Genomic DNA, 21,165 nt, shown 5'->3' with positions numbered 1-21,165 from the left:
AAATGAAATTCGGTTATACTTGAAAAAATTTCGGCTAGTATAGCAAAAAAAGGATTGAAAATATGCCTACAATTAGCGTTGCAATGATTGTAAAAAATGAAGCACAAGACCTCGCCAATTGCTTAGACACTGTAAAAGATTGGGTGGATGAAATTATTATTCTAGATTCTGGCAGTACAGATAACACCAAAGAAATTGCACTCAGTTATGGGGCGAAATTCTATGAAAATAGAGACTGGCAAGGGTTTGGAAGACAACGCCAATTAGCCCAACAATATGTAACCAGTGATTATGTACTTTGGTTAGATGCAGACGAACGCGTTACCCCCAAGCTACAACAGGCTATTTTAAGTGCGGTCAAAAATAATCGAGAAAATACCGTTTATGAAATTCCACGAGTCAGTGAAGTATTTGGACGTGAAATTCGCCATTCAGGCTGGTATCCCGATTATGTGGTTCGCCTCTATCGCACAAACTATGCGCAATATAACGACTCACTTGTACATGAAAAAGTGGAATTTCCAGCTGGCACAAAAGTAGAAAAATTAACAGGGGATTTAGAGCATTTCACTTATAAAAGCATCCATCATTATCTAGTGAAATCCGCAGGTTATGCAAAAGCATGGGCAGACCAACGCCAAGCTAAAGGAAAAAAAGCCACACTTTGGCAAGGAATTACCCACGCGCTCGGTTGTTTTGTGAAAATGTATTTGTTAAAAGCAGGTTTTTTAGATGGTAAACAAGGATTTTTATTAGCGGTGTTATCAGCGCATTCAACCTTTGTAAAATACGCCGATTTATGGGAGCGAGATCAGCATAAACACTAGCGAGTTTTGCAAGGACAATCATTTAAATGATCGTCCACTAATCCCATAGACTGCATAAACGCATAACACGTGGTTTCGCCAACAAAGACGAAACCACGTTTTTTTAAGGCTTTAGAAAGTGCTTTAGATGCTTCTGTTTTAGCTGGTACAGTTCGTAAATCAGGCACATCATTAACAATCGGTTTATGATTGACAAATGACCAAATAAAATCACTGAAATTTTCACCGCACTTTTCCATCTCTAAATAAGCTTTCGCATTTTTGACAATGGCTTCTAACTTGGCTCGATGGCGAATTAATCCTGCATTTTTCATACAATCATCAATATCAAGTGCGGTCATTGTTGCGATTTTTTTCGGATCAAATTGATGAAAGGCTACACGGTAAGATTCACGTTTTTTCAAAACCGTAATCCACGAAAGCCCTGCTTGCTGCCCTTCCAAACAAATTTTTTCAAATAGCTTTTGGCTGTCGAATTCAGGCTTTCCCCATTCCTTATCATGATAATCAATATAAATAGGTTGTTCGCCAACCCAAGGGCATCGAGTAATCATAACATCGCCTTTTTAAGCTGTTCATAAACCGCGACAAAATTTGGCATTACGCCTCGCCATAAATGGAAAGAATGTGCAGCTTGTGCGACCAGCATTCCAAAGCCATCACTAACATTGGTTAAACCCAAACTTTTGCATAATGCGATAAATGGTGTATCTGCACCTTTGGCATATTGCATATCGTAAAAAGCTGAACCCAATTTTAAAATTTCAGCATCAACTGGGGCAATTCCACCACTTAATCCGGCGGAAGTTGCATTAATCACTACATCATAAGTTTGTAGTGGAATAGAATCCATTGAGGCTGCTTGAATATTGCCGTAAGGCTGAAATCTTTCAGCTAATTCTTTGGCTTTGGAAAAAGTGCGGTTGGCAAGCACAATATTTTGTTGAGCTTGCAAAAGTGGCAATAATACGCCTTTTGTCGCTCCGCCTGCTCCTAGAATTAATATGCGTTGATTTGGATGAAGCCAATTTAAACGTTGTAAATCCGTCGCTAAGCCAATCCCATCAGTGTTATCCGCATAAAGTTTTCCATCATCGAGTTTTTTGAGCGTATTACAGGATTCCGCCAATTTGGCTCGTTGGCTATATTCGTCTGCCAGTTGATAGGCACGTTCTTTAAAAGGCGAAGTAATATTGCAACCTTTCGCACCCTCCTCAAAAAATGCCAAAAGCTGTTGTTCAAAAGAATCAAGATTGCCTAATTTTGCGATGTATTCCATAGTTTGATGGGTTTGCGCTGCTAACTTATTTTGAATCAACGGCGATTTACTTTGCACAATCGGGTTGCCCCACACGGCATAAAGATCCATAAATTATCCCTGTCTAAAAAGTTGATTTGTACGTAAGTCTCGAATTTCAGATGGATTGCGTGCATCTCCCACAGTTTCATCTAATACTGGAAAATCTGCACCGAATTGTAACCGCACTTCATCGGCGATGCGACAAGGTGGCTCTCCTGTCAGATTTGCGCTCGTTGAAGTTAATGCAAACCCCACGAGTTCACACAAGGCTTTCACAGACGAGTGATCGCACAAACGTACTGCGATGCTATCAAATTTGCCTGTGAGAAAATGCGAGGTTGTCGATTTAGCTGGCACAATCCAAGTCGTTGGACGTTCATATTTACCTTGCAGGCGAGAAAGCTGCTCATCGTTAATCAGCTCAAAATCAACAAAAGGACGGAAAAAATCCAAGCTAGGTGCCACTAAAATCAGCCCTTTTTCCACTGGGCGTTGCTTTAAATCAAGTAATTTTTTTACCGCACTTTCACTTTGCGGATTACAGCCCAAGCCAAACACAGCTTCAGTGGGATAAGCGACCACTTGATTTTGTCGAAGTGCCTCGGCGATTTGTTCTCTATTCATTTCACTCTTTTACTTTTATTGCTCAAAAATATGACGGCAAGTTTTATTTGCACACTGGAAAATTTGTTTTTCCCCATCTTCACTTTTTAACAAAGAAAGTGGGAAATGGCAGGTTGGGCAAGGCACGATGTAAGGTTTGGCAGGCAAAGAAAATTTACATTTAGGGAAATTATCACAGCCGTAAAAAATTTTTCCTTGGCGACCCCGACGAGAAATCAAATGCCCCGTTTTACATTCAGGACAAGCAATTTTTTCCTCAGTCTCAGATTCTTCTCGCACCACAAAATCGCATTCAGGATAATGGCTACAACCAATAAACATCCCAAAACTGCCTTGTTTCAACTGCAATAAATTACCGCACTTCGGGCAAATTTCATCAAGTGTTTTTAATACTTTATGCTCCGATCGTTGCAAAGGACGCAAATAATCACATTCAGGATAAGCAGAGCAACCTAAAAATAGCCCTTTTTTGCCTTGTTTAATTTGCAAAGGTGCGCCACATTGAGGGCAATATTCCTGTTGTTTGCTATGATGAAAAAGGCTTTGATTCATAATCTATCCTTATGCTTGAAGCATTTCTTCCAATTCTTCCTGTGCGGTCATCCATTCCATTTCTACATCATCCAATGCTTTCTTCACATCCACTTGTTGAGCCAAAAGTGCGGTCAATTTTTCTTTATTTTCGGCATTATATAATTCGGCATCTGCCAGTTGATTTTCTATGTTCGCAAGCTCAGAAGAAAATTTATTCATTTTTTCTTCTAATTGCGTGATTTTTTTACGTAATGGTGCAGTTTGTTGGCGTAACTCTGCTTCACGGCGTTTTTGTTCCTTACGATTTTGAACCGAATTTTCATTATCGCCCACTTTTTCTGAAACTTTATTTTCAGACGTACTGTTTTGTTCATTCAGCCATTTTTGATAGTCTTCTAAATCGCCTTTAAATTCTTCCACTTTTTTATCGTGAACTAAATAAAATTCTTCCACGGTATTGCGTAATAAATGACGATCGTGCGACACCACCACCAAAGAACCTTCGTAATCCACCAGCGCTTCCGTTAATGCCTGACGCATATCCAAATCCAAATGGTTAGTCGGTTCATCAAGTAATAGCAAATTCGGTCGTTGCCAAACAATCAAAGCCAACACCAAGCGGGCTTTTTCTCCACCAGAAAAGGATTTCACTGCTTGATTTACTTTATCGCCGTGGAACGCAAAACTGCCCAAATAATCCCTAACTTGTTGCTCCGTTTGCTCTGGTGCGAGTTTTTGCATATGCCACAGGGCGGATTCGTCTGCGCGTAAAGTATCTAATTGATGCTGAGCAAAATAGCCAAGCTGCACGCCTTTTGACAACTGCACGGTGCCTGAAAGTGCGGTCAGTTCTCCCGCTAATAATTTAATTAAGGTTGATTTTCCCGCACCATTTTTACCGAGCAAACCAATCCGCGAACCTGGCACCAAATTCAGTTTAATTTTACTTAAAATTTCTACCGCACTTTCTCCAATGCCGTAACCTGCACTCGCTTGCTCAATCATTACTAAGGGATTTGGCAAGGATTGTGGTGGACGAAATTCAAAGGTAAAAGGGTTATCCACATAAGCAGGCGCAATCAGCTCCATTCTTTCCAATGCTTTCATACGGCTTTGTGCCTGTTTGGCTTTGGTGGCTTTGGCTTTAAAGCGATCAATATATTTTTGTAAATGGGAAATCTTTTGTTGTTGCTGACGATACATCGCTGTTTGTTGTGCCAGTTTAGTCGCTCGTTGCACTTCAAAGGAAGAATAATCGCCCGTGTATTCGTTGAGCTTCTGATTTTCGATATGGAGGATTTTTGTCACAATCGGATCGAGAAAATCACGGTCGTGAGAAATTAATACCAAAGTGCCTTGATATTGCACTAGCCAACGCTCCAACCAAATAACCGCATCCAAATCCAAATGGTTGGTCGGTTCATCAAGTAACAATAAATCTGATGGACAAAGCAGAGCTTGTGCCAAATTCAAACGCATCCGCCAACCGCCCGAAAAGGCTTTCACTGGCTGAGTTGTTTCTTCTTGACTAAATCCTAAACCATTCAATAACGAAGCGGCACGAGATTGAATTGTCCACGCATCCAACATTTCTAATTGCCCATGAATACGCGCAATGGCGTTACCGTCATTGCGTTCATTTGCTTGTTCAAGCTCTTGTTGCAAACGGCAATATTCACGATCCCCTTGAATCACATAATCAATCGCAGAAATATCCAATGCAGGTGTTTCTTGATTTACCCAAGATACTCGCCAATTTGATGGGTAATTTACCTCGCCCCCCTCTGGCGTTAATTCTTTTTTTAATAAGGCAAAAAGCGAAGATTTTCCACAACCATTCTTCCCCACTAAACCGACTTTTTGCTTAGGATTAATGGTAGCAGAAGCATTTTCGAGAAGCTCCGTTTGCCCTCGTTTTAAGGATAAGTTACTAAATATAATCATTTTTCTACATAGGTCTTAATTTGAGGCTATTTTGCAATATTTTTCCTTTTCTCGGAACAGTCTATTCCGATTTTATCGATTTTCTAGTCAAAAAAGCCACGTATAATAAGGTGCAATAAAAACTATTTATTGAGAAAACTTAATGAAAATATAACAAGTCAATATGAAAATAATGGGTATATCTTAGGCATTTTTTACCCTTAGAGGCACAATCGACAGGGTTTTCCCCAAGGGAGCGAGCAATTTTAACAACGTTTCAAGTTGAGGATTCGTTTGTCCTTTTTCAATGCGTGCAATCATAGGTTGCTTCACACCGCTTAAGGTTTCAAGTTGTTTTTGGGAAATCCCAAGTTGCTGGCGAGAAGTAATCAATTCTTTAATTAAGGCTACACGCAAATTACTTTCGCGGATTTCTTCTTCATTGAAAATTTGCTGTTCAAACTCATTCCAATTTGAACCTAATGGGCTGATTTTATTCATTTTTCAATCTCTCTTTTAATTCACTTAAGCGTTGTTGGGCAGTTTGGATTTCTCGTTTTGGCGTTTTTTGTGTTTTCTTCATAAATTGATGTAGTAAGACAAAGCGACCGTCCATTAATCTTGCAAACAAGATGCGATCCCTAATTGGGCGAAGTTCCCAAATTTCACCGTCTAAAATAGCAAAAAGAGGTTGATTTTCAAGGAGATTTTACACAAATGCCGATGTTTGAACATTGGCTTTGAAAGAGAGAGTAAAAGGTAGATTCTTTCTCAAGAAAAAGTGCGGTAAAAATTTACCGCACTTTTGATTTTAGATAAGTTTAGAATTCAAACTGCACTGACATCTTATAATTTCTACCTGGTGCGTAGAAGCGGTTAATGCCTAATCCTGTTGTTTGTTCTATAACATTACTTGTACCAAATGAACGAATTGAACGCGCAGAATCCCAAGTAATATATTTACGATTTGTAAGATTATATACACCAGCTCTTATGGTTAAGTTTTTAATTGGTTGCACATATCCAATTAAATCTAGAATAGTATAAGATTTACTACGCCATTTTATGCTAGTGTTGGTTTGGTTTTTATCTTTCGCATAAATATCATAAGTATCTTCTGGATTTTTACTTGCTACATGTGTCGTATAGAAATCGAAACCAAATTTATGATTTGGATGATCATATCCTAAACCATATACCATCGTTTTAGGCTGAATCGCATTCATAGGAATATTGCCATCCATTCTGCCTTTTTGATAGGTATATTTATAGCTCAGGTTAAATCCATCCATAAATTTTGCCATTTTACCAAGTAATACTTTTGAATTAATTTCAATACCTTTTAAAGACGCATTATCTCTATTTATATTTTGATAAAGAGAAAATGGTAATGAGCTACCTCCGCTAACTAAAGGGAAATCTTGTTCCCCTTTAAATATTAGGTCAATAAAGTTTTTATAGTTAGTCTTAAACAGACTTGTCGAGATAAATCCCCAATCATCATTATGTAATGTGAAAGCAATTTCTTTGGTTTTTGCTATTTCTGGTTTTAGATCAGTATTTGGCAAAATAGTGAAATCAGGGTGTTTAAAGGTGAAATACATTTCATCTGAAGTTGGTGTTCTAAAACCTTTAGAATATTTTAGTTGTAAACGAAGAAAACTCGTTGGATCAATCGTTGAAACAAAACTATAAGAATGCGCTTTATATTTTTTCTTTTGGCTTGCAATATAATTTATGTTATCTATAGCATTTTGTTTTATCTGATCTTCATCAGGCGAATAATATCCACCCGCACACCAGTTACATGACTGACCTTTAGGCAATGGAATAAATAATCCTTTCACAATATCATCGGGTAATTTGGGTGTGATACCGTGTTTATATTTTGGTTGATAATGGATATTGTCATAACGATAACCTAAATCAAAAGATAAATAATCAGTTATAACAAAATTATCAAAGAGATAGACTGATTTTCCTGTTGTTTTAATGGGTAATAAGTAAGAAAATTCAGGATCAACTCGAGGGCAAAGGTTAGCTTTCCACTGAGAAGTATTTGCACAAGTTTCTACAATATCTTTACGTTGATAAAAATCATATCTTTCCCCTAATGTTCTTGGCGCCCACCATTGCACATCAAAAGCATCGTTGCCAGCACGATTAACCATTCGTTTCATCGCGGTATTATATGATCCACCATATTGTAGATTATGTTCAATATGCCAAGTTTTGAAGTCTTTGGTTAAATCTAAATTTAATTGTTGGGTGTTGGTGTCTAAATCTCTCTCTTGCCAGAGGCGTTCTAAATAACCAGGTGAAGAGGGAAGAATAGATTTTATTTTACTATCATTTGTCTCATTCTTTATTCTAGCGAATGTTTTGCCATTTAATTCTTTTGTTTCAAGTTCAACTTCTTTCCATTTTCCATCATGGCCATAATAATTGTTACCCTCAAAAACTTTTATTTTTGTACCATTTTCACAATTAAATATTGAGCAATCGTACCAAGTTTCAGAGGATCTCCCTAGGGTTAGTTTACCTTCTATTACTTGATTATCAGTATCAATAAATTTATTGAAGTCATAGGTGTCATCACTACCGTTTTTTTTCTTAAATTTAAGTTTTGATCCATCTCGACGTGTTATTTTCCCATTTGTTAATTTTAGTCCCGTAGGATTTTCTGTGCCTTGACAATGTCTTACACCAGCATCACAATACTCATCTGTGCGTGCACGAGTTTTAATACGTTGATCAGAATAAGTGAGTTTTAATGTATCCCAAAATGGAGTTTGAGAGAAATTTTCATAGCTAAAGGAAATATTACGTCTCTTTGTTTTATCATTTGTATGTCTAGATTCAACTTCAGGGGTTTCATTACCACTACGTTGATATTTTAATGTATAGGATAAATCTTGCCCACGAGAACGATGTTCATATAAATCTGCTGCAAGGGTAAAACGATGATTTTCTGTAGGGTTAAAAGATAATTTTAATAATGTACTATCTTGTTCAATTTTGTATGGGTCTGCTTTTTCTCTTCGTTTACCTTGAGTAAGGCTATCTGCATTTTTGTAATCATAGTTTTCAAGTTCGTGTCCATTTCTTCTTGTTGTAACCACTAAGGCATCAAACTTTTTATAACGTCCTGCAAGAGTTAGCGTATTGAATGATTGATTATTTTCTGTAGCGTATCCCTTTTTGTAGCTTACATAGTAATCCTTGTTAAGGAGATAATCTCTCGCATCTTTTGTTTTATAAATTACAGATCCACCTAAGGAACCACTACCACTTTTGATTGAATTTGCCCCTTTTGTAATATTTACTTCTTTTAAAGTTTCAATTTCTGCACCATTACGCGTATTATTGAAGTTACCATAACCCTCAAAAAGCTCTTTAAAGCCTTGAGAAGATAGGGTTTCAGCTTGACGTAATCCATCAATATTAATCGCTACACGATTTTCATCTACACCACGAATGGCAAAACCGCTTTGCCCAAAACGCCCAGCTTCAACAACAGTAACGCCAGTCTCATATTTAACGATGTCTTTAATGTTGTTTGCTTGTTCTCTTTCCAGCGTTTTAGCCGTTTTTACCGTTTCAGCAATTTTTGGCGGTGTTTTCGAATCACTATTTTCGGTAGAACCAGATACATTAATTTGCTCTAGTTGTTCAGAAACATTACTATTTTGGTTGGTTGGTTGGTTGGTTGGTTGGTTGGTTGGTTGGTTGGTTGGTTGGTTGGTTGGTTGGTTGGTTGGTTGGTTGGTTGGTTGGTTGGTTGGTTGGTTGGTTGGTTCAGCATAAGCAACACCTGCCGTTAGCCCAAGCATAACGGAATAGGCAAGCACGTTTAATCTAAAATTGGTCATATTTAATCCCATAAAAAAATAATAATAATTCTCAAATATATTATAGAAAAAAGCATTCTCTCACAATACTAAAAGTGTATTTTTGATCAAAATCAAGAAATAAAAATTATTCTCATTATTTTCTGTATTTAAACGAGCTTGTTTCCTATAATGCGAGCCGTTGATTGTTGATATTAGTAATTGTAGGGTGGGCTTCAGCCCACCATCAAACAATCGTGAGATATTTTGGTGGGCTAAAGCCCACCCTACATTAAGTACGCATAATTCTTTCTATGCGTACTTCTTTTTATTTTAGGAGTAATCATTATGATGATAGATAAACGCCTAATTAACACGGTGGCTGATAGCAAAAAATGGATTGGCGTCACGGTGTTGTGGAATTGGGTGGCGTTAGTTGGCGGGATTATTAGTGCCGTCGTGTTTTCTTATATTTTACAGGCGGCTTATTTTCACGAATTAAGCCTGTTAAGTGCGGTCATTTTTGGCATCGTTTTGATTGCAGCATTGGCATTGCGTGCTTTTGCAGGGAAAAAATCGGTGCAGGCGTCTTATTTTGCCAGCACAAAAGTGAAGCATGAATTGCGTAGCCTTATTTATCGTAAATTGGCTTCTATGCCGCTTAACCAAGTGAACCAGCAATCCACCTCAAGCATTATTCAAGTGGCATCAGAAGGTGTGGAACAGCTTGAAATTTACTTTGGGCGTTATTTGCCGCAGCTTTTTTATAGTTTGCTTGCACCGCTTACCCTCTTTGTTTTCTTGATTTTTTTCAGTTTTAAAACTGCCGTGATTTTGTTGATTTGCGTGCCGCTTATCCCAATGTCGATTATCGCAGTAAATAAAATCGCGAAAAAACTCTTGGCAAAATATTGGTCGATTTATGTGGGATTAGGCAGCAGCTTTTTAGATAACTTACAAGGTTTAATTACGCTAAAAATCTATCAAGACGACGCTTATAAAGCGAAAGCGATGGATAAAGAGGCTGAGCATTTCCGCAAAATTACCATGAAAGTACTTACTATGCAGCTTAACTCGGTATCACTGATGGATTTACTCGCTTATGGTGGCGCAGCTATCGGGATTTTAACCGCACTATTGCAATTCCAAAATGCACAACTCAGCGTGTTAGGCGTGATTTTATTTATTCTACTTTCCTCCGAGTTCTTTATTCCCCTTCGTTTGCTTGGTTCATTCTTCCATGTGGCGATGAATGGCAAAGCGGCTTCAGATAAGATTTTCACATTACTTGATACGCCAGTGGAAACACAACAAAGTGCGGTGGATTTTGAAGCAAAAAATAACGTTCAAGTGGAAATTAAAGATCTGCATTTTTCTTATAGTGAAGAAAAACCAGCAATTACAGGTTTAGATTTGAGTATCTTACCAAATCAGCTTACGGTATTTGTGGGTAAAAGTGGTTGCGGTAAATCGACCTTAGTTTCGTTGTTGATGGGCTTTAATCAAGCGCAACAAGGTGAGATTTTGTTTAATGGACAAAACGCCCTCAATATAGACCGCACTTCTTTCTATCAAAAAGTATCATTAGTAAGCCACAGCAGTTATGTGTTTAAAGGCACACTGCGTGAAAATATGACGATGGCGAAAATTGATGCAACAGACGAGCAAATTTATGCTTGTTTAGAACAAGTGAATCTCGCCCAATTTGTACGCGAAAATGGCGGCTTAGATATGCAGCTATTAAGCCGTGGCACAAATTTATCGGGCGGTCAAATTCAACGTTTAGCTTTAGCGCGTGCTTTATTACACAATGCCGAGCTTTATATTTTTGATGAAGCGACCAGTAATATTGATGTGGAAAGCGAAGAAATTATTTTGCAGTTTATTCAACAATTTAAACAACAAAAAACCATTGTGATGATTTCTCACCGCTTGGCAAATGCGGTAAATGCCGACTGTATTAACGTACTTGACCAAGGCAAATTGATTGAGCAAGGCACACACGAAACTTTAATGGCAAAACAAGGTGCGTATGCTGAAATGTTCCAACAACAAAAAGATTTAGAACAAATTAGAGAGGTGGCAAATGCGTAAAAATGGTTTTGTTGTAATGGGGCATTTGTTGAAATTAGTGACACCACTGGCGCACATTATGGCGTTTACCATTACTATGGGGACGCTCGGTTTTCTGGCTGCCATCTTTATTATGGCGCTGGGGGCGATGGGGTTAGTAAATCTCTTAAACTTTGACACCCATTTAAGTTTTTCTGGAATTTTGACCGCACTTATCGTATTGGCGGTGGCTCGTGGCGTATTGCGTTATTTAGAGCAAATGTCAGGGCATTATATTGCTTTTAAATTATTGGCATTATTGCGTGACAAAGTGTTTTCTTCTTTGCGTCGTTTGGCTTTTGTTAAGTTGCAAGATAAACAAGCAGGGCAATTAGTGTCTTTGGTGACTAACGATATCGAATTGCTCGAAGTATTTTATGCACACACCATCGCACCAATTATGATTGCGTTCTTTACCTCTGCGATTTTATTGTTGGTCTTTGCGCATCTTTCTGGTTGGTTTGTGCTTGTGGCATTAGCCGCTTATTTAACTGTGGGCGTGATTTTACCGATTATCACGACCAAATTAGCTCGTGAAGATGGCAGACGCTATCGTGAATTAGTCGGCGAAATGAATGACTTCTTCCTTGACAGCGTGCGTGGTATGAAAGAAATTCAGCTTTTTGGTTATGCGAAACAACGTTTAGCAGAAATCCAACAACGTAGCCAAAAAATCGATACAGCTTTTGAGCGTATTAAAGATCAAGAAGCGAAAGTTCGTGTTTATACTGAAGTGGCAGTATCCGTTTTCAACATTATTATGCTGTTTACTGGCTTAATTTTATTTAGCTTAGATAAAATTGATTTCTCAGCCTTTTTAATCGGCGTGATTTTATTAATGTCGAGCTATGGGCCAGTTATCGCCTTAAGTAACCTTTCAAGCAACTTATTACAAACTTTGGCTTCTGGCGAACGAGTATTAAGTTTATTAGCGGAAGAGCCAGAGTTAAAAGACGTAGAAAGTGCGGTGGATTTAAAAGAGATTTCTCACATTGATGTCGAGAACCTAAACTTCGCTTACGGCGAAGAACAAATTTTATCGGATGTCAGCTTATCTGTGAAAAAAGGCGAAATTTTAGGTATTCACGGCAGAAGCGGCAGCGGTAAAAGTACCTTGTTGAAATTGCTGATGCGTTTTTACGATCCTAAATCAGGCAGCATTAAAATTAACGGTGAAACCTTACCAAACATCAACACCCGTAGCTTGCGTGACAATATGGCATACATTACTCAGCAAACCTATATTTTCAACGAAACCATTGAGGAAAATATTCGCCTTGCGCGCCGTGATGCAACCTTAGAAGAAATTATGGAAGCGGCGAAGAAAGCCTCAATTCATGATTTTATTTTGAGTTTGCCACAAGGCTATCAAACAAAAATGACCGAATTGGGTGGCAATCTCTCTGACGGAGAAAAACAACGTATCGGTATTGCACGAGCATTCTTGCATAATGCCCCGATTATCTTGCTTGATGAGCCAACTAGTAATTTGGATAGCTTAAACGAAGCAATGATTTTGAAATCATTACTCGATGTTAAAGCTGAAAAATTAATTATTCTCGTCAGCCACCGCCAATCCACTATGGCAATTTGCGATCAAGTGATTGGCATAGAAAACGGCAGAATGTCCTAAACTAAGACAACAAAAAATCGCACTGTTAAGGTGCGATTTTTTTGTTGGAGGGAAAAAGTGCGGTAAATATTCCCTTTAGATTTTATAGTTCAGGTTCATTTAATACGTTAAGTAACATTAAACGCTTGCGGTAAGTTTTCAGTACGCAATCAATATGCGGTTGCGGCATAAAGGATTGTGAATAAATCTGCTCCACCTTTTCCTTTTCTTGTGTAATTTCAGGAATTAATTTTTGAATAATCACATTTTTATTTAATCCAATATTTTCCCCAAACTCGACAAAATCATCGCCGATATATTCACCGTATTGAGTATTAAATCCTTTGGCGAGTGTGGCATTACCCTCTTCTCGTGCTAACAATGGCAAAGCAAGTAGTGTTGAATTAAATATTTCAGGATAGGGCGACACCGATACAAAGTCATAAATTGGAGCAAGTTTTGGATGACTATTTTTGGGATAAATAAATGAAAAATTGCGTAAGTGAAGATCATTATTTCCTAATAAATAAGCGTAAATAATTCGACGGAAAATCTCTTGTTGCTGAGCTAAATGATTTTCAGTGTGTTGTAAAATAAACTTAGCAATTTGTTCATAACTCACATATTGCTCATTATCAGTACCTATTTTTCCGTACTTGTCTCGAATATTCATTGCACCATCAAGTTGTTCTTGGTGCATTGGTTTTTGCTGTTCATCACGATCAAAACGCTTTATAACAAAAGCAAATTCCTTCTGATTTTGTTCGCCAGCAAAAGAAACTAAACCATTTTCTGGCACATCAAACCCTAATTCTTTCATAATGCGCATGGTGGCGTGTTCATTTTCAGCTAAAAAAGGATACTCTTCGGGCGAAGGCTTTAAAATGTAATGTCCCTGTTGATCTACGCTGTCAAAGTGATCATCTTTGATAATAAGCTGTAATTTTGGTTGAAAACCTGAAATGCTCATCCCTTGCTGTTTTTGGGGTTTCACTGTAATAAATTCTTGGCGAGAAAAGGGCAATTCAGGATTAAAATGTTTATTGCCTGTAAGATAGTGTAAACCTTTTGTGCTGTAACCAGAATGAACTTCATTTTTCTTCAATGGCTTTAATAAAATACGACAAAAATTCATTGTTTTTCCTCCTGAATTTGCACTGCACCTAACATATTTTCCCCGTTATTAAGTAAAAAGCGAAACATATCGCTTTCATCAATTCGTTGATGAAGTGCATATTTGTGTTTTAGCCAGCCTTCGGGGACGAGGGATGCAAAATAAGGGAATAAGGTGTCAGAATGAAAAGGGCTTTGCTCAATAGGAAAGCTGAGAGAGAGCGGTATTCCTTGATAATCGGGATTGTAAGCAAAATGAAAACCACGATGATCTTCTCTAAGTAAACCAATAAATTCGCCGTAGAGAAATACTTTTCCCGAGCGGACTAAATCGCGCATAGTGAAACCCCTAATGTTTGAGCAACAAGAAACACGGTTGTAAATCGAACTTGGCTTGGATCTTGAAATAAGCGATTCAAGGTAGAAATAGACACGCCAGTTTGCAGTTCTAGCATACTCAGCTCAATACCAAGTGATTTACGCTTATCATTGAGCATTTTTCCAAATACTTTGAGATCGGTAATTTTCCCTGCATAAAGCTGTTGTCTCTGTGCTTGCTCATAGGCAATAACAGCTTGCTGAAGCTTTTTTAATTCATCAATTTGATTTTCTAATTGCGTACTAAGGTTATTCATATTTGATACTTTTATTTTAATAAAATATTTTTTATATCATATATGAATATATTTGTTTTTAGAATATCTTTTTTGATATTTTTTTTGAGAAAAAATGATTTAATTATTTAAAAATGACATTTTAAAATCTGCTCCCTGTTTAGTAAGTCATTTGTTCAGCTTTTTGGAGAGCAGATTAAATTAATTAAAATGTTGTTTGCTTGAGCTAAATATTCAAAACCTTATAAAGGTCATCCAAATAATGAATGGATTGGATTTTACGAATTGTGCGGGATTTTCCTCGAATTAAAATGGTTTCAGTATTGGCTAAATTGCCTTTTCGGGAGATACCTTTAAGCAAATCGCCATTGGTAATGCCTGTTGCAGTAAATACAAGATTGTCATCACGCACGAGATCTTCCAGTTTTAACACTTCATTCACTTTTACGCCCAGAGCTGCACAGCGTTGAATTTCATCAGATGCAATTTTTTTATTTTCTTCGGTGTCGCCTTTTACTTCATTGCGTGGGATTAACCGCGCTTGCATATCGCCACCTAATGCTCGAATGGCTGCAGCAGCTGCCACGCCTTCTGGTGCGCCACCAATTCCATAAAGAAGATCGACTTCAGCATCAGGTAAGCAGCAAAGTACAGAACCTGCTACATCGCCATCAGGAATTGCCAATACTTTCGCACCCAAATTATGTATTTGTTTAATTATGGCCTCGTGACGTGGTTTTGCTAATACCATTACGGTAAGGTCAGAAAGGGATTTTCCTAGTTTAGATGCGATGCGGCGAAGATTTTGTTCCAGTGGTAAATTTAAATCAATGATGCCTTTTACATTTGAACCCACCACTAATTTTTCCATATACATATCTGGTGCTTTTAAAAAGGTATTTTTGCCACCTGCAGCCAAGACAGAAATAGCATTAGATTGCCCCATTGCGGTCATACGTGTACCATCAATAGGATCTACAGCGATAGAAACTAATTCCCCTAAGCCAGAACCGACTTTTTCGCCAATATAAAGCATTGGGGCTTCATCAATTTCGCCCTCTCCTATAACGATTTCAGCGTCCATATGAATCAAATTCAGCATATAACGCATCGCTTTTACCGCTGCATCGTCTGCCGCATTTTTATCTCCTCGACCAAGCCACGTGTAAGCTGCTAGAGCGGCAGCTTCTGTCACTCGTGAAAATTCAATGGCTAATGCTCGATTCATTATTATTCTCCTTCTGCTTATTTTTCAAGATTATGGCAAAAATAGCATTATTCTATCACTGAGTAATCGTTTGCATAATAAATTTTTATTCAATGCTTTAAAAAGGTAAATTTACTGGGTAAAATACCCCTAAACTTACCCATATTTAAAAGGAAATCATTATGTCTTTAGAAATTTTAGACCAGCTTGAAGAAAAAATTAAACAAGCGGTAGAAACTATCCAATTACTTCAATTAGAAGTTGAAGAATTAAAAGAGAAAAATGCAGAATCTCAAAGAAATATCGAAAACTTACAAACTGAAAATGAACAGCTGAAAAACGAACATCGTAATTGGCAAGAGCATATTCGTTCATTACTTGGTAAGTTTGATAACGTTTAATCGTAGTAAAAGGCTTAGATTTTCTAAGCCTTTTTATTTTAATCATTTCAATAATTTTCTTTTCTCTTTGAGAAGAAAATAAATATAGGATAATAAAATGCACATTTGTATTCTTTCAGGCAGCACTTTAGGTGGTGCGGAATATGTTGCCGAGCATTTAAACGATGTTTTAGAAACTCAAGGTTTTTCCACCGCACTTTTTCACGGACCAAATTTATCTGACATTGAAAACGAGAAAATTTGGCTGATTGTCACTTCAACGTACGGTGCAGGCGAATTACCAGACAATTTAAAACCTCTATTTGATGAATTAGTTGATAGCCAAAAGGATTTTTCAGATGTTCGCTTTGCGGTCGTTGGATTAGGTAATTCTGATTATGATACTTTTTGCTATGCAGCGGACAAAGTGGAGCAAACACTTCAAGCAAAAAGTGCGGTCAAAATTTGTGAGACTTTAAAAATTGACGTGTTAAACGTGGATGATCAAGAAAGTTATGCTGAAGAATGGTTACCGAATTTTATTGAGGGATTGAAATGATTGCCCTAATTCAGCGTGTGTCTCAAGCAAAAGTGGATGTAAATGGCGAAACAATAGGGCAAATTGGAAAGGGGTTATTGGTTTTACTTGGTGTAGAAAAAGAAGATAACCGAGAAAAAGTAGATAAGCTTGCTGAAAAAGTGCTTAATTATCGAATTTTCAGTGATGAAAATGACAAAATGAATTTAAATGTTCAACAAGCACAAGGGGAATTACTTATTGTTTCGCAATTTACATTAGCGGCGGATACACAAAAAGGTTTACGCCCGAGTTTTTCAAAAGGTGCGTCCCCAGCATTGGCTAATGAATTATATGAATATTTTATCCAAAAGTGCGGTGAGAAATTACCTGTTTCAACAGGGCAATTTGCAGCGGATATGCAAGTGAGCTTAACAAATGATGGGCCTGTGACGTTTTGGTTAAATGTATAACAAGAAAATCGAATTTGGTAATAAGCTCGCTGTTTTACATTTGTTTATTAAATGGTTTAGTGAATGGAATATTCTTGTTAAAACGTATAAATTCCATCAATTAATAATGAACCACATATTACCTAACAACAAGGTTGGTAAGCAAAAAGGCGGACTGAAGCCCTCCATTGCTCCCTCACCTATAAATGGGCGTTTCCTTTCACCAATGACCACTTAATAATAACGAGCAATCGCTTATTATTTCACTGATTTGGGATAATCGGGAATGTCAGACAACAGCCCACCAAACCCAATAGGCAAATTGCACAGTGCAATGCCAAACGGCGCAAACTTCCTTTCTTGCACCGAAACCTTTTCATTTATTGTTTGTATTATCAACTACAAACTGACAGTACAAGAATATGGTATGCCTTTCCTTTGGTTAAAACTGTGATGAAATTCTTTTAAAATTTCACCGCACTTTTAAGGATAGGCAATTATTGTCGGATTAAAAGAGCAACGGCTTCACAAGCAATGCCTTCTTGTCTTCCTGTAAAGCCTAATTTTTCGGTAGTCGTTGCTTTTACATTAACTTGCTCAATATCGCATTGGAGATCTTCAGCTATTTTGGCACGCATTGCATCAATATGTGGGCGCATTTTAGGTGCTTGTGCAATGATAGTGACATCGACATTACCAATTTTATATCCCTTTTTTTGCACTTGACGAAACGCTTCACGCAGTAAGCCTCGACTATCCGCATTTTTATATTGCATATCGGTATCTGGGAAAAGTTTTCCAATATCGCCTAAAGCCGCTGCCCCCAAGATTGCATCAGTTAATGCGTGTAGTGCTACATCGCCATCAGAGTGCGCAATAAAGCCAGTGTGATAAGGCACTTCTACACCACCAATAATTAATGGACGATCTTCGCCAAAAGCGTGAACATCAAAGCCGTGTCCAATTCTGATCATAATTTATTCCTTGTTAAATAAAATTCTGCTAATGCTAAATCTTCTGGACGAGTCACTTTTAAATTATCGCTACGTCCAGCCACTAAGTGCGGTCGAAATCCAGCCAGTTCCATTGCTGATGCTTCATCTGTTATATTCGCACCTTGTTGAATTCCTGTGGAAAGCGCATGTCTTAATATATCTACTGGGAAAAACTGCGGTGTCATTGCTTGCCAAAGCTGGCTACGATCTTCTGTTTTCACAATACATTGCTGATTATCCGCCCGTTTAATCGTATCTGTTGCTGGGATTGCCAAAATCGCACCTTGTTCATCTTCAATAGCTAACAATTTATCAATATCAGCATGTTGTAAACAAGGGCGAGCAGCATCGTGAACAAGCACCCACGCATTTTTTTCCGCAATTGCATTTAAACCATTTAAGACAGATTCAGCTCGCGTTGTGCCACCTTCTACTAGCTGAATTTTAGGATCGAGCGATAGTGTAGAAATATAAGGATCATCTTTGCTTACAGCCAAAATAATTTTAGATACGGCAGGATAAGAAAGCATCACATCGAGTGTATGTTCAAGCAGTGTTTTGCCAAGCAGCGTTAAATATTGTTTAGGTTTATCCGCTTGCATCCGTGAACCAACACCAGCCGCAGGCAAGACCGCAATAATTGAACGAGCCATTATTTACTCTCTTTTACAATATGATAGAACACTTCATTTTCTTTCACTAAGCCATGTTGCATTCGTGCGCGTTCTTCGATCGCTTCAAAACCTTTTGTTAATCCTTGAATTTCTGCATTAATACGCTGATTACGTTGAGATAGCTTTTCATTTTTTGCTTGATTTTCCTTAATTTTCTCAGCATTTTGACGATAATCTAAAAAGCCGTTACTGCCAAACCAAAAATCATATTGAAACAATACTAATACTGAAAGGAGGATTAAAATAAGAAGTCGCATACGGATATTTGTTGTGAGTAAAATTTTAACCAGTTTACCGTGAAAAATTAGGAAAAACGATAAAATGAAAGAAAGTGCGGTTAAAAATTCTTTTATTTTAACCGCACTTTTTTGTATAAAAATTATTTTCTAGAGAGAGGTGGCACAAAGGTTAAACCTAAATCCCAAGGTTGCTCAATCCAAGTATTTTGTGGAATATCAATCACATAGTCATCTACTAATTCTGCACCTGCAGGTTTTGCAAATACAGTGACAAATTTTGCATTAGGGTACATTTGACGAATCGCACGCGCTGTATTACCCGTATCAACTAAATCATCTACTACGATAAACCCTTCGCCGCCATTTGGCACTTGGGCTGCATGCAGAACTTGTAGTTCTCCCTGATTGTTATGATCGTGATAGCTTGCGATACAAACGGTTTCAATATGGCGAAGACCTAATTCTCTAGCCAACACAGCCGCTGGAAACAAACCACCGCGACTCACCGCAATAATACCTTTCCATTGGGAAGCTGGAAGTAAACGTTCTGATAATTTGCGGGCATGCATTTGAAACATATCCCAAGTTACCACATATTTTTCGCTCATAATTGCACCTTAGTTTAAATTTATCGAGAAATAAAAAATTGCGTAAGGATAACCCGAAATGGCGTTTTATGCTATTATTTCGTAAATATTTTCAGTAAAAGGAGCAATTATGTCTGAAATTACAACACTTCAACCCTCATTGTTATGGAAATGGTTTGATCAAATTTGTGCAATCCCTCATCCTTCTCATTATGAAGATGCGTTAGCTAACTTTATTGTAAATTGGGCGAAAGAAAAGCATTTTTTTGTGGAACGCGATGAAGTAGGCAATGTTCTCATTCGTAAACCTGCGACGAAAGGAATGGAAAATCACACACCTGTTGTTTTACAAGCGCACTTAGATATGGTGCCACAGGCTAATGAAGGTAACCCGCATGATTTTACTAAAGATCCTATTCAACCTTATATTGATGGAGAATGGGTAAAAGCGCGAGGTACAACATTAGGATCTGACAATGGTATCGGTTTAGCCTCTACTCTAGCGGTGTTAGAAAGCAATGATTTAGCGCATCCACCTCTTGAAGTGCTTTTAACAATGACAGAAGAAACGGGGATGGATGGTGCGAAAGACCTGCGTCATAACTGGTTACAATCTGAAATTTTAATCAATACAGATACCGAAGAAATTGGCGAAATTTACATTGGTTGTGCGGGCGGCATTAATGCAAACTTTGAAATTCCAGTTCAATATGAAACCAATAGCTTTGAGCACAGTGTACAAATTACACTTAAAGGTTTACGTGGCGGCCATTCTGGTGTTGATATTCATACAGGACGTGCAAATGCAATTAAAGTGTTAGCGCGAGTATTATCAAAACTCTCTCAAAATCAACCGCACTTTACTCTCTCTGAAATTCGTGGTGGCTCAATTCGTAATGCAATTCCTCGAGAAGCAGCGGCTGTATTAGCCTTTAATGGCGATGTAAAAGCCATAGAAAGTGCGGTAGAAAATCTTGCGGTTGTGCTTAAAGAAGAATTAGCCATTGCCGAACCTAATCTCACGCTTTTTGTAGAATTTGTAGAAAAATCTGCAACAGTATTCACAGCACAAAGTACTCAAACGGTAATTAATGCACTCAACGTATTGCCAAACGGCGTAATCCGCAATAGTGATGTAGTTAAAAATGTTGTAGAAAGCTCATTAAGCGTTGGCGTATTGAAAACAGAAGGTAATGTTGTAAAAAGCACCATTTTAGTTCGTTCATTAATTGAAAGCGGTAAATATTACGTAACTGAAATGCTTAGCTCACTTGCAATCTTAGCAAATGCAAAAGTTGAGTTTTCTGCACCTTATCCGGGCTGGCAACCTGTAAACGACTCAACTATCTTAGACGTTACTCGCAAACATTATGCTGAAGTGCTAGGCGAGGAGCCTGTAGTGAAAGTCATTCACGCAGGATTAGAATGTGGTCTTTTAAAAGAACATTATCCAAACATTGAAATGATTTCTATCGGGCCAACAATCCGAAATGCTCACTCACCAGATGAGAAAGTGGAAATTGCAACAGTACAAACCTATTGGGATTTATTGACAAGGGTACTTGCCGATATTCCTGCGAAGTAATCTAATATTAATTAAAAGTGCGGTTAAAATTTCTGGTGAT

At 37.8% G+C, this 21,165-nt stretch carries 23 protein-coding genes and 1 pseudogene; 8 read left to right on the top strand and 16 right to left on the bottom strand.

Going from position 1 to position 21,165, the window contains the following annotated elements:
- Positions 1-62 precede the first annotated feature (62 nt).
- A complete protein-coding gene (locus tag ACPT9C_RS01670; protein WP_050949055.1) occupies positions 63-827 on the top strand; it encodes a glycosyltransferase family 2 protein in 765 nt (254 codons plus the stop codon).
- On the opposite strand, the gene ACPT9C_RS01665 is transcribed toward ACPT9C_RS01670, so the two are convergent.
- From ACPT9C_RS01665 to ACPT9C_RS01630, 8 genes and pseudogenes are all read right to left on the bottom strand, one after another.
- Positions 824-1,381, bottom strand: coding sequence for a DNA-3-methyladenine glycosylase I (locus ACPT9C_RS01665; RefSeq protein ID WP_050949054.1), 558 nt, complete (start codon positions 1,379-1,381; stop codon positions 824-826). The two genes, ACPT9C_RS01670 and ACPT9C_RS01665, sit on opposite strands and share 4 nt — an antisense overlap.
- Positions 1,378-2,196, bottom strand: a complete 819-nt coding sequence (aroE, locus tag ACPT9C_RS01660) for a shikimate dehydrogenase (RefSeq protein WP_050949053.1) — start codon at positions 2,194-2,196, stop codon at positions 1,378-1,380. Before aroE ends, ACPT9C_RS01665 begins: the two co-directional genes overlap by 4 nt.
- A 3-nt stretch (positions 2,197-2,199) precedes the next feature.
- Positions 2,200-2,751, bottom strand: coding sequence for a Sua5/YciO/YrdC/YwlC family protein (locus ACPT9C_RS01655; protein ID WP_050949052.1), 552 nt, complete (start codon positions 2,749-2,751; stop codon positions 2,200-2,202).
- 15 nt (positions 2,752-2,766) lie between these two features.
- Positions 2,767-3,303 carry a DNA topoisomerase family protein gene (locus ACPT9C_RS01650; RefSeq protein WP_050949051.1) on the bottom strand — a complete coding sequence of 179 codons (537 nt, stop codon included), beginning with the start codon at positions 3,301-3,303 and terminating at the stop codon, positions 2,767-2,769.
- 9 nt (positions 3,304-3,312) lie between these two features.
- Positions 3,313-5,229, bottom strand: coding sequence for an ABC transporter ATP-binding protein (locus ACPT9C_RS01645; protein WP_050949050.1), 1,917 nt, complete (start codon positions 5,227-5,229; stop codon positions 3,313-3,315).
- A gap of 183 nt (positions 5,230-5,412) precedes the next feature.
- Positions 5,413-5,709, bottom strand: a complete 297-nt coding sequence (locus ACPT9C_RS01640; protein WP_005650837.1) for a helix-turn-helix domain-containing protein — start codon at positions 5,707-5,709, stop codon at positions 5,413-5,415.
- A pseudogene (locus ACPT9C_RS01635) lies at positions 5,702-5,890 on the bottom strand (type II toxin-antitoxin system RelE/ParE family toxin); the annotation flags it as partial. The gene ACPT9C_RS01640 and the pseudogene ACPT9C_RS01635, both read right to left, overlap by 8 nt.
- Before the next feature lie 139 nt (positions 5,891-6,029).
- Positions 6,030-9,080 (bottom strand): TonB-dependent hemoglobin/transferrin/lactoferrin family receptor, encoded by a 3,051-nt coding sequence (locus tag ACPT9C_RS01630; protein ID WP_061837034.1) that lies wholly within the window; start codon positions 9,078-9,080, stop codon positions 6,030-6,032.
- 306 nt (positions 9,081-9,386) lie between these two features.
- On the opposite strand from ACPT9C_RS01630, the gene ACPT9C_RS01625 reads away from it, so the two are divergent.
- Positions 9,387-11,132, top strand: coding sequence for an ABC transporter ATP-binding protein/permease (locus ACPT9C_RS01625; RefSeq protein WP_044345224.1), 1,746 nt, complete (start codon positions 9,387-9,389; stop codon positions 11,130-11,132).
- Positions 11,125-12,783, top strand: a complete 1,659-nt coding sequence (gene cydC / locus ACPT9C_RS01620) for a thiol reductant ABC exporter subunit CydC (RefSeq protein ID WP_118879817.1) — start codon at positions 11,125-11,127, stop codon at positions 12,781-12,783. The genes ACPT9C_RS01625 and cydC overlap by 8 nt, the downstream gene beginning before the upstream one ends.
- Positions 12,784-12,865: 82 nt before the next feature.
- On the opposite strand, the gene ACPT9C_RS01615 is transcribed toward cydC, so the two are convergent.
- The 4 genes from ACPT9C_RS01615 to glpX all read right to left on the bottom strand — a co-directional run bounded on the left by ACPT9C_RS01615 (position 12,866) and on the right by glpX (position 15,717).
- A complete protein-coding gene (locus tag ACPT9C_RS01615) occupies positions 12,866-13,897 on the bottom strand; it encodes a type II toxin-antitoxin system HipA family toxin (protein WP_118879816.1) in 1,032 nt (343 codons plus the stop codon).
- Positions 13,894-14,214, bottom strand: a complete 321-nt coding sequence (locus ACPT9C_RS01610; RefSeq protein WP_011272158.1) for a HipA N-terminal domain-containing protein — start codon at positions 14,212-14,214, stop codon at positions 13,894-13,896. Before ACPT9C_RS01610 ends, ACPT9C_RS01615 begins: the two co-directional genes overlap by 4 nt.
- Positions 14,202-14,510: a helix-turn-helix domain-containing protein gene (locus ACPT9C_RS01605; protein ID WP_048942802.1), complete on the bottom strand. Its 309-nt coding sequence runs from the start codon at positions 14,508-14,510 to the stop codon at positions 14,202-14,204. Before ACPT9C_RS01605 ends, ACPT9C_RS01610 begins: the two co-directional genes overlap by 13 nt.
- Positions 14,511-14,715: 205 nt before the next feature.
- Positions 14,716-15,717, bottom strand: a complete 1,002-nt coding sequence (gene glpX / locus ACPT9C_RS01600) for a class II fructose-bisphosphatase (RefSeq protein WP_118879815.1) — start codon at positions 15,715-15,717, stop codon at positions 14,716-14,718.
- A gap of 161 nt (positions 15,718-15,878) precedes the next feature.
- Between glpX and ACPT9C_RS01595 the strand changes: the two genes are divergently transcribed.
- From ACPT9C_RS01595 to ACPT9C_RS01580, 4 genes are all read left to right on the top strand, one after another.
- Entirely contained in the window at positions 15,879-16,097 is a 219-nt protein-coding gene (locus ACPT9C_RS01595) for a cell division protein ZapB (RefSeq protein ID WP_005650820.1), read from the top strand.
- Positions 16,098-16,194: 97 nt separating this feature from the next.
- Positions 16,195-16,635 (top strand): FMN-binding protein MioC, encoded by a 441-nt coding sequence (mioC, locus tag ACPT9C_RS01590; RefSeq protein ID WP_118879814.1) that lies wholly within the window; start codon positions 16,195-16,197, stop codon positions 16,633-16,635.
- Positions 16,632-17,066: a D-aminoacyl-tRNA deacylase gene (gene dtd / locus ACPT9C_RS01585; protein ID WP_118879813.1), complete on the top strand. Its 435-nt coding sequence runs from the start codon at positions 16,632-16,634 to the stop codon at positions 17,064-17,066. The genes mioC and dtd overlap by 4 nt, the downstream gene beginning before the upstream one ends.
- A 265-nt stretch (positions 17,067-17,331) precedes the next feature.
- The gene (locus tag ACPT9C_RS01580; protein WP_171970165.1) at positions 17,332-17,499 is read left to right on the top strand and encodes a hypothetical protein; all 168 of its coding nucleotides are present in this window, start codon (positions 17,332-17,334) and stop codon (positions 17,497-17,499) included.
- 43 nt (positions 17,500-17,542) lie between these two features.
- Here the strand turns inward: ACPT9C_RS01580 and ispF are convergent, their stop codons facing one another.
- The 4 genes from ispF to gpt form a co-directional block, all read right to left on the bottom strand.
- On the bottom strand, positions 17,543-18,019 hold the full coding sequence (ispF, locus tag ACPT9C_RS01575; RefSeq protein ID WP_005658971.1) for a 2-C-methyl-D-erythritol 2,4-cyclodiphosphate synthase: 477 nt from the start codon (positions 18,017-18,019) through the stop codon (positions 17,543-17,545).
- Positions 18,016-18,693 carry a 2-C-methyl-D-erythritol 4-phosphate cytidylyltransferase gene (gene ispD / locus ACPT9C_RS01570; protein WP_050948951.1) on the bottom strand — a complete coding sequence of 226 codons (678 nt, stop codon included), beginning with the start codon at positions 18,691-18,693 and terminating at the stop codon, positions 18,016-18,018. The genes ispF and ispD overlap by 4 nt, the downstream gene beginning before the upstream one ends.
- Positions 18,693-18,971 carry a cell division protein FtsB gene (ftsB, locus tag ACPT9C_RS01565; RefSeq protein WP_050948950.1) on the bottom strand — a complete coding sequence of 93 codons (279 nt, stop codon included), beginning with the start codon at positions 18,969-18,971 and terminating at the stop codon, positions 18,693-18,695. Before ftsB ends, ispD begins: the two co-directional genes overlap by 1 nt.
- A 122-nt stretch (positions 18,972-19,093) precedes the next feature.
- Positions 19,094-19,561, bottom strand: coding sequence for a xanthine phosphoribosyltransferase (gpt, locus tag ACPT9C_RS01560; RefSeq protein WP_005632242.1), 468 nt, complete (start codon positions 19,559-19,561; stop codon positions 19,094-19,096).
- Between the two features lie 109 nt (positions 19,562-19,670).
- On the opposite strand from gpt, the gene ACPT9C_RS01555 reads away from it, so the two are divergent.
- Positions 19,671-21,125 carry an aminoacyl-histidine dipeptidase gene (locus tag ACPT9C_RS01555; protein WP_050948949.1) on the top strand — a complete coding sequence of 485 codons (1,455 nt, stop codon included), beginning with the start codon at positions 19,671-19,673 and terminating at the stop codon, positions 21,123-21,125.
- Positions 21,126-21,165: the final 40 nt, after the last annotated feature.

The sequence above is a fragment of the Haemophilus sp. HN_Hi16 genome, from assembly GCF_049823435.1.
Taxonomy (GTDB): domain Bacteria; phylum Pseudomonadota; class Gammaproteobacteria; order Enterobacterales; family Pasteurellaceae; genus Haemophilus; species Haemophilus influenzae_D.
The sequence above is the reverse complement of the archived record's forward strand: the minus strand, read 5'-3'. Positions and strand labels throughout refer to the sequence as shown.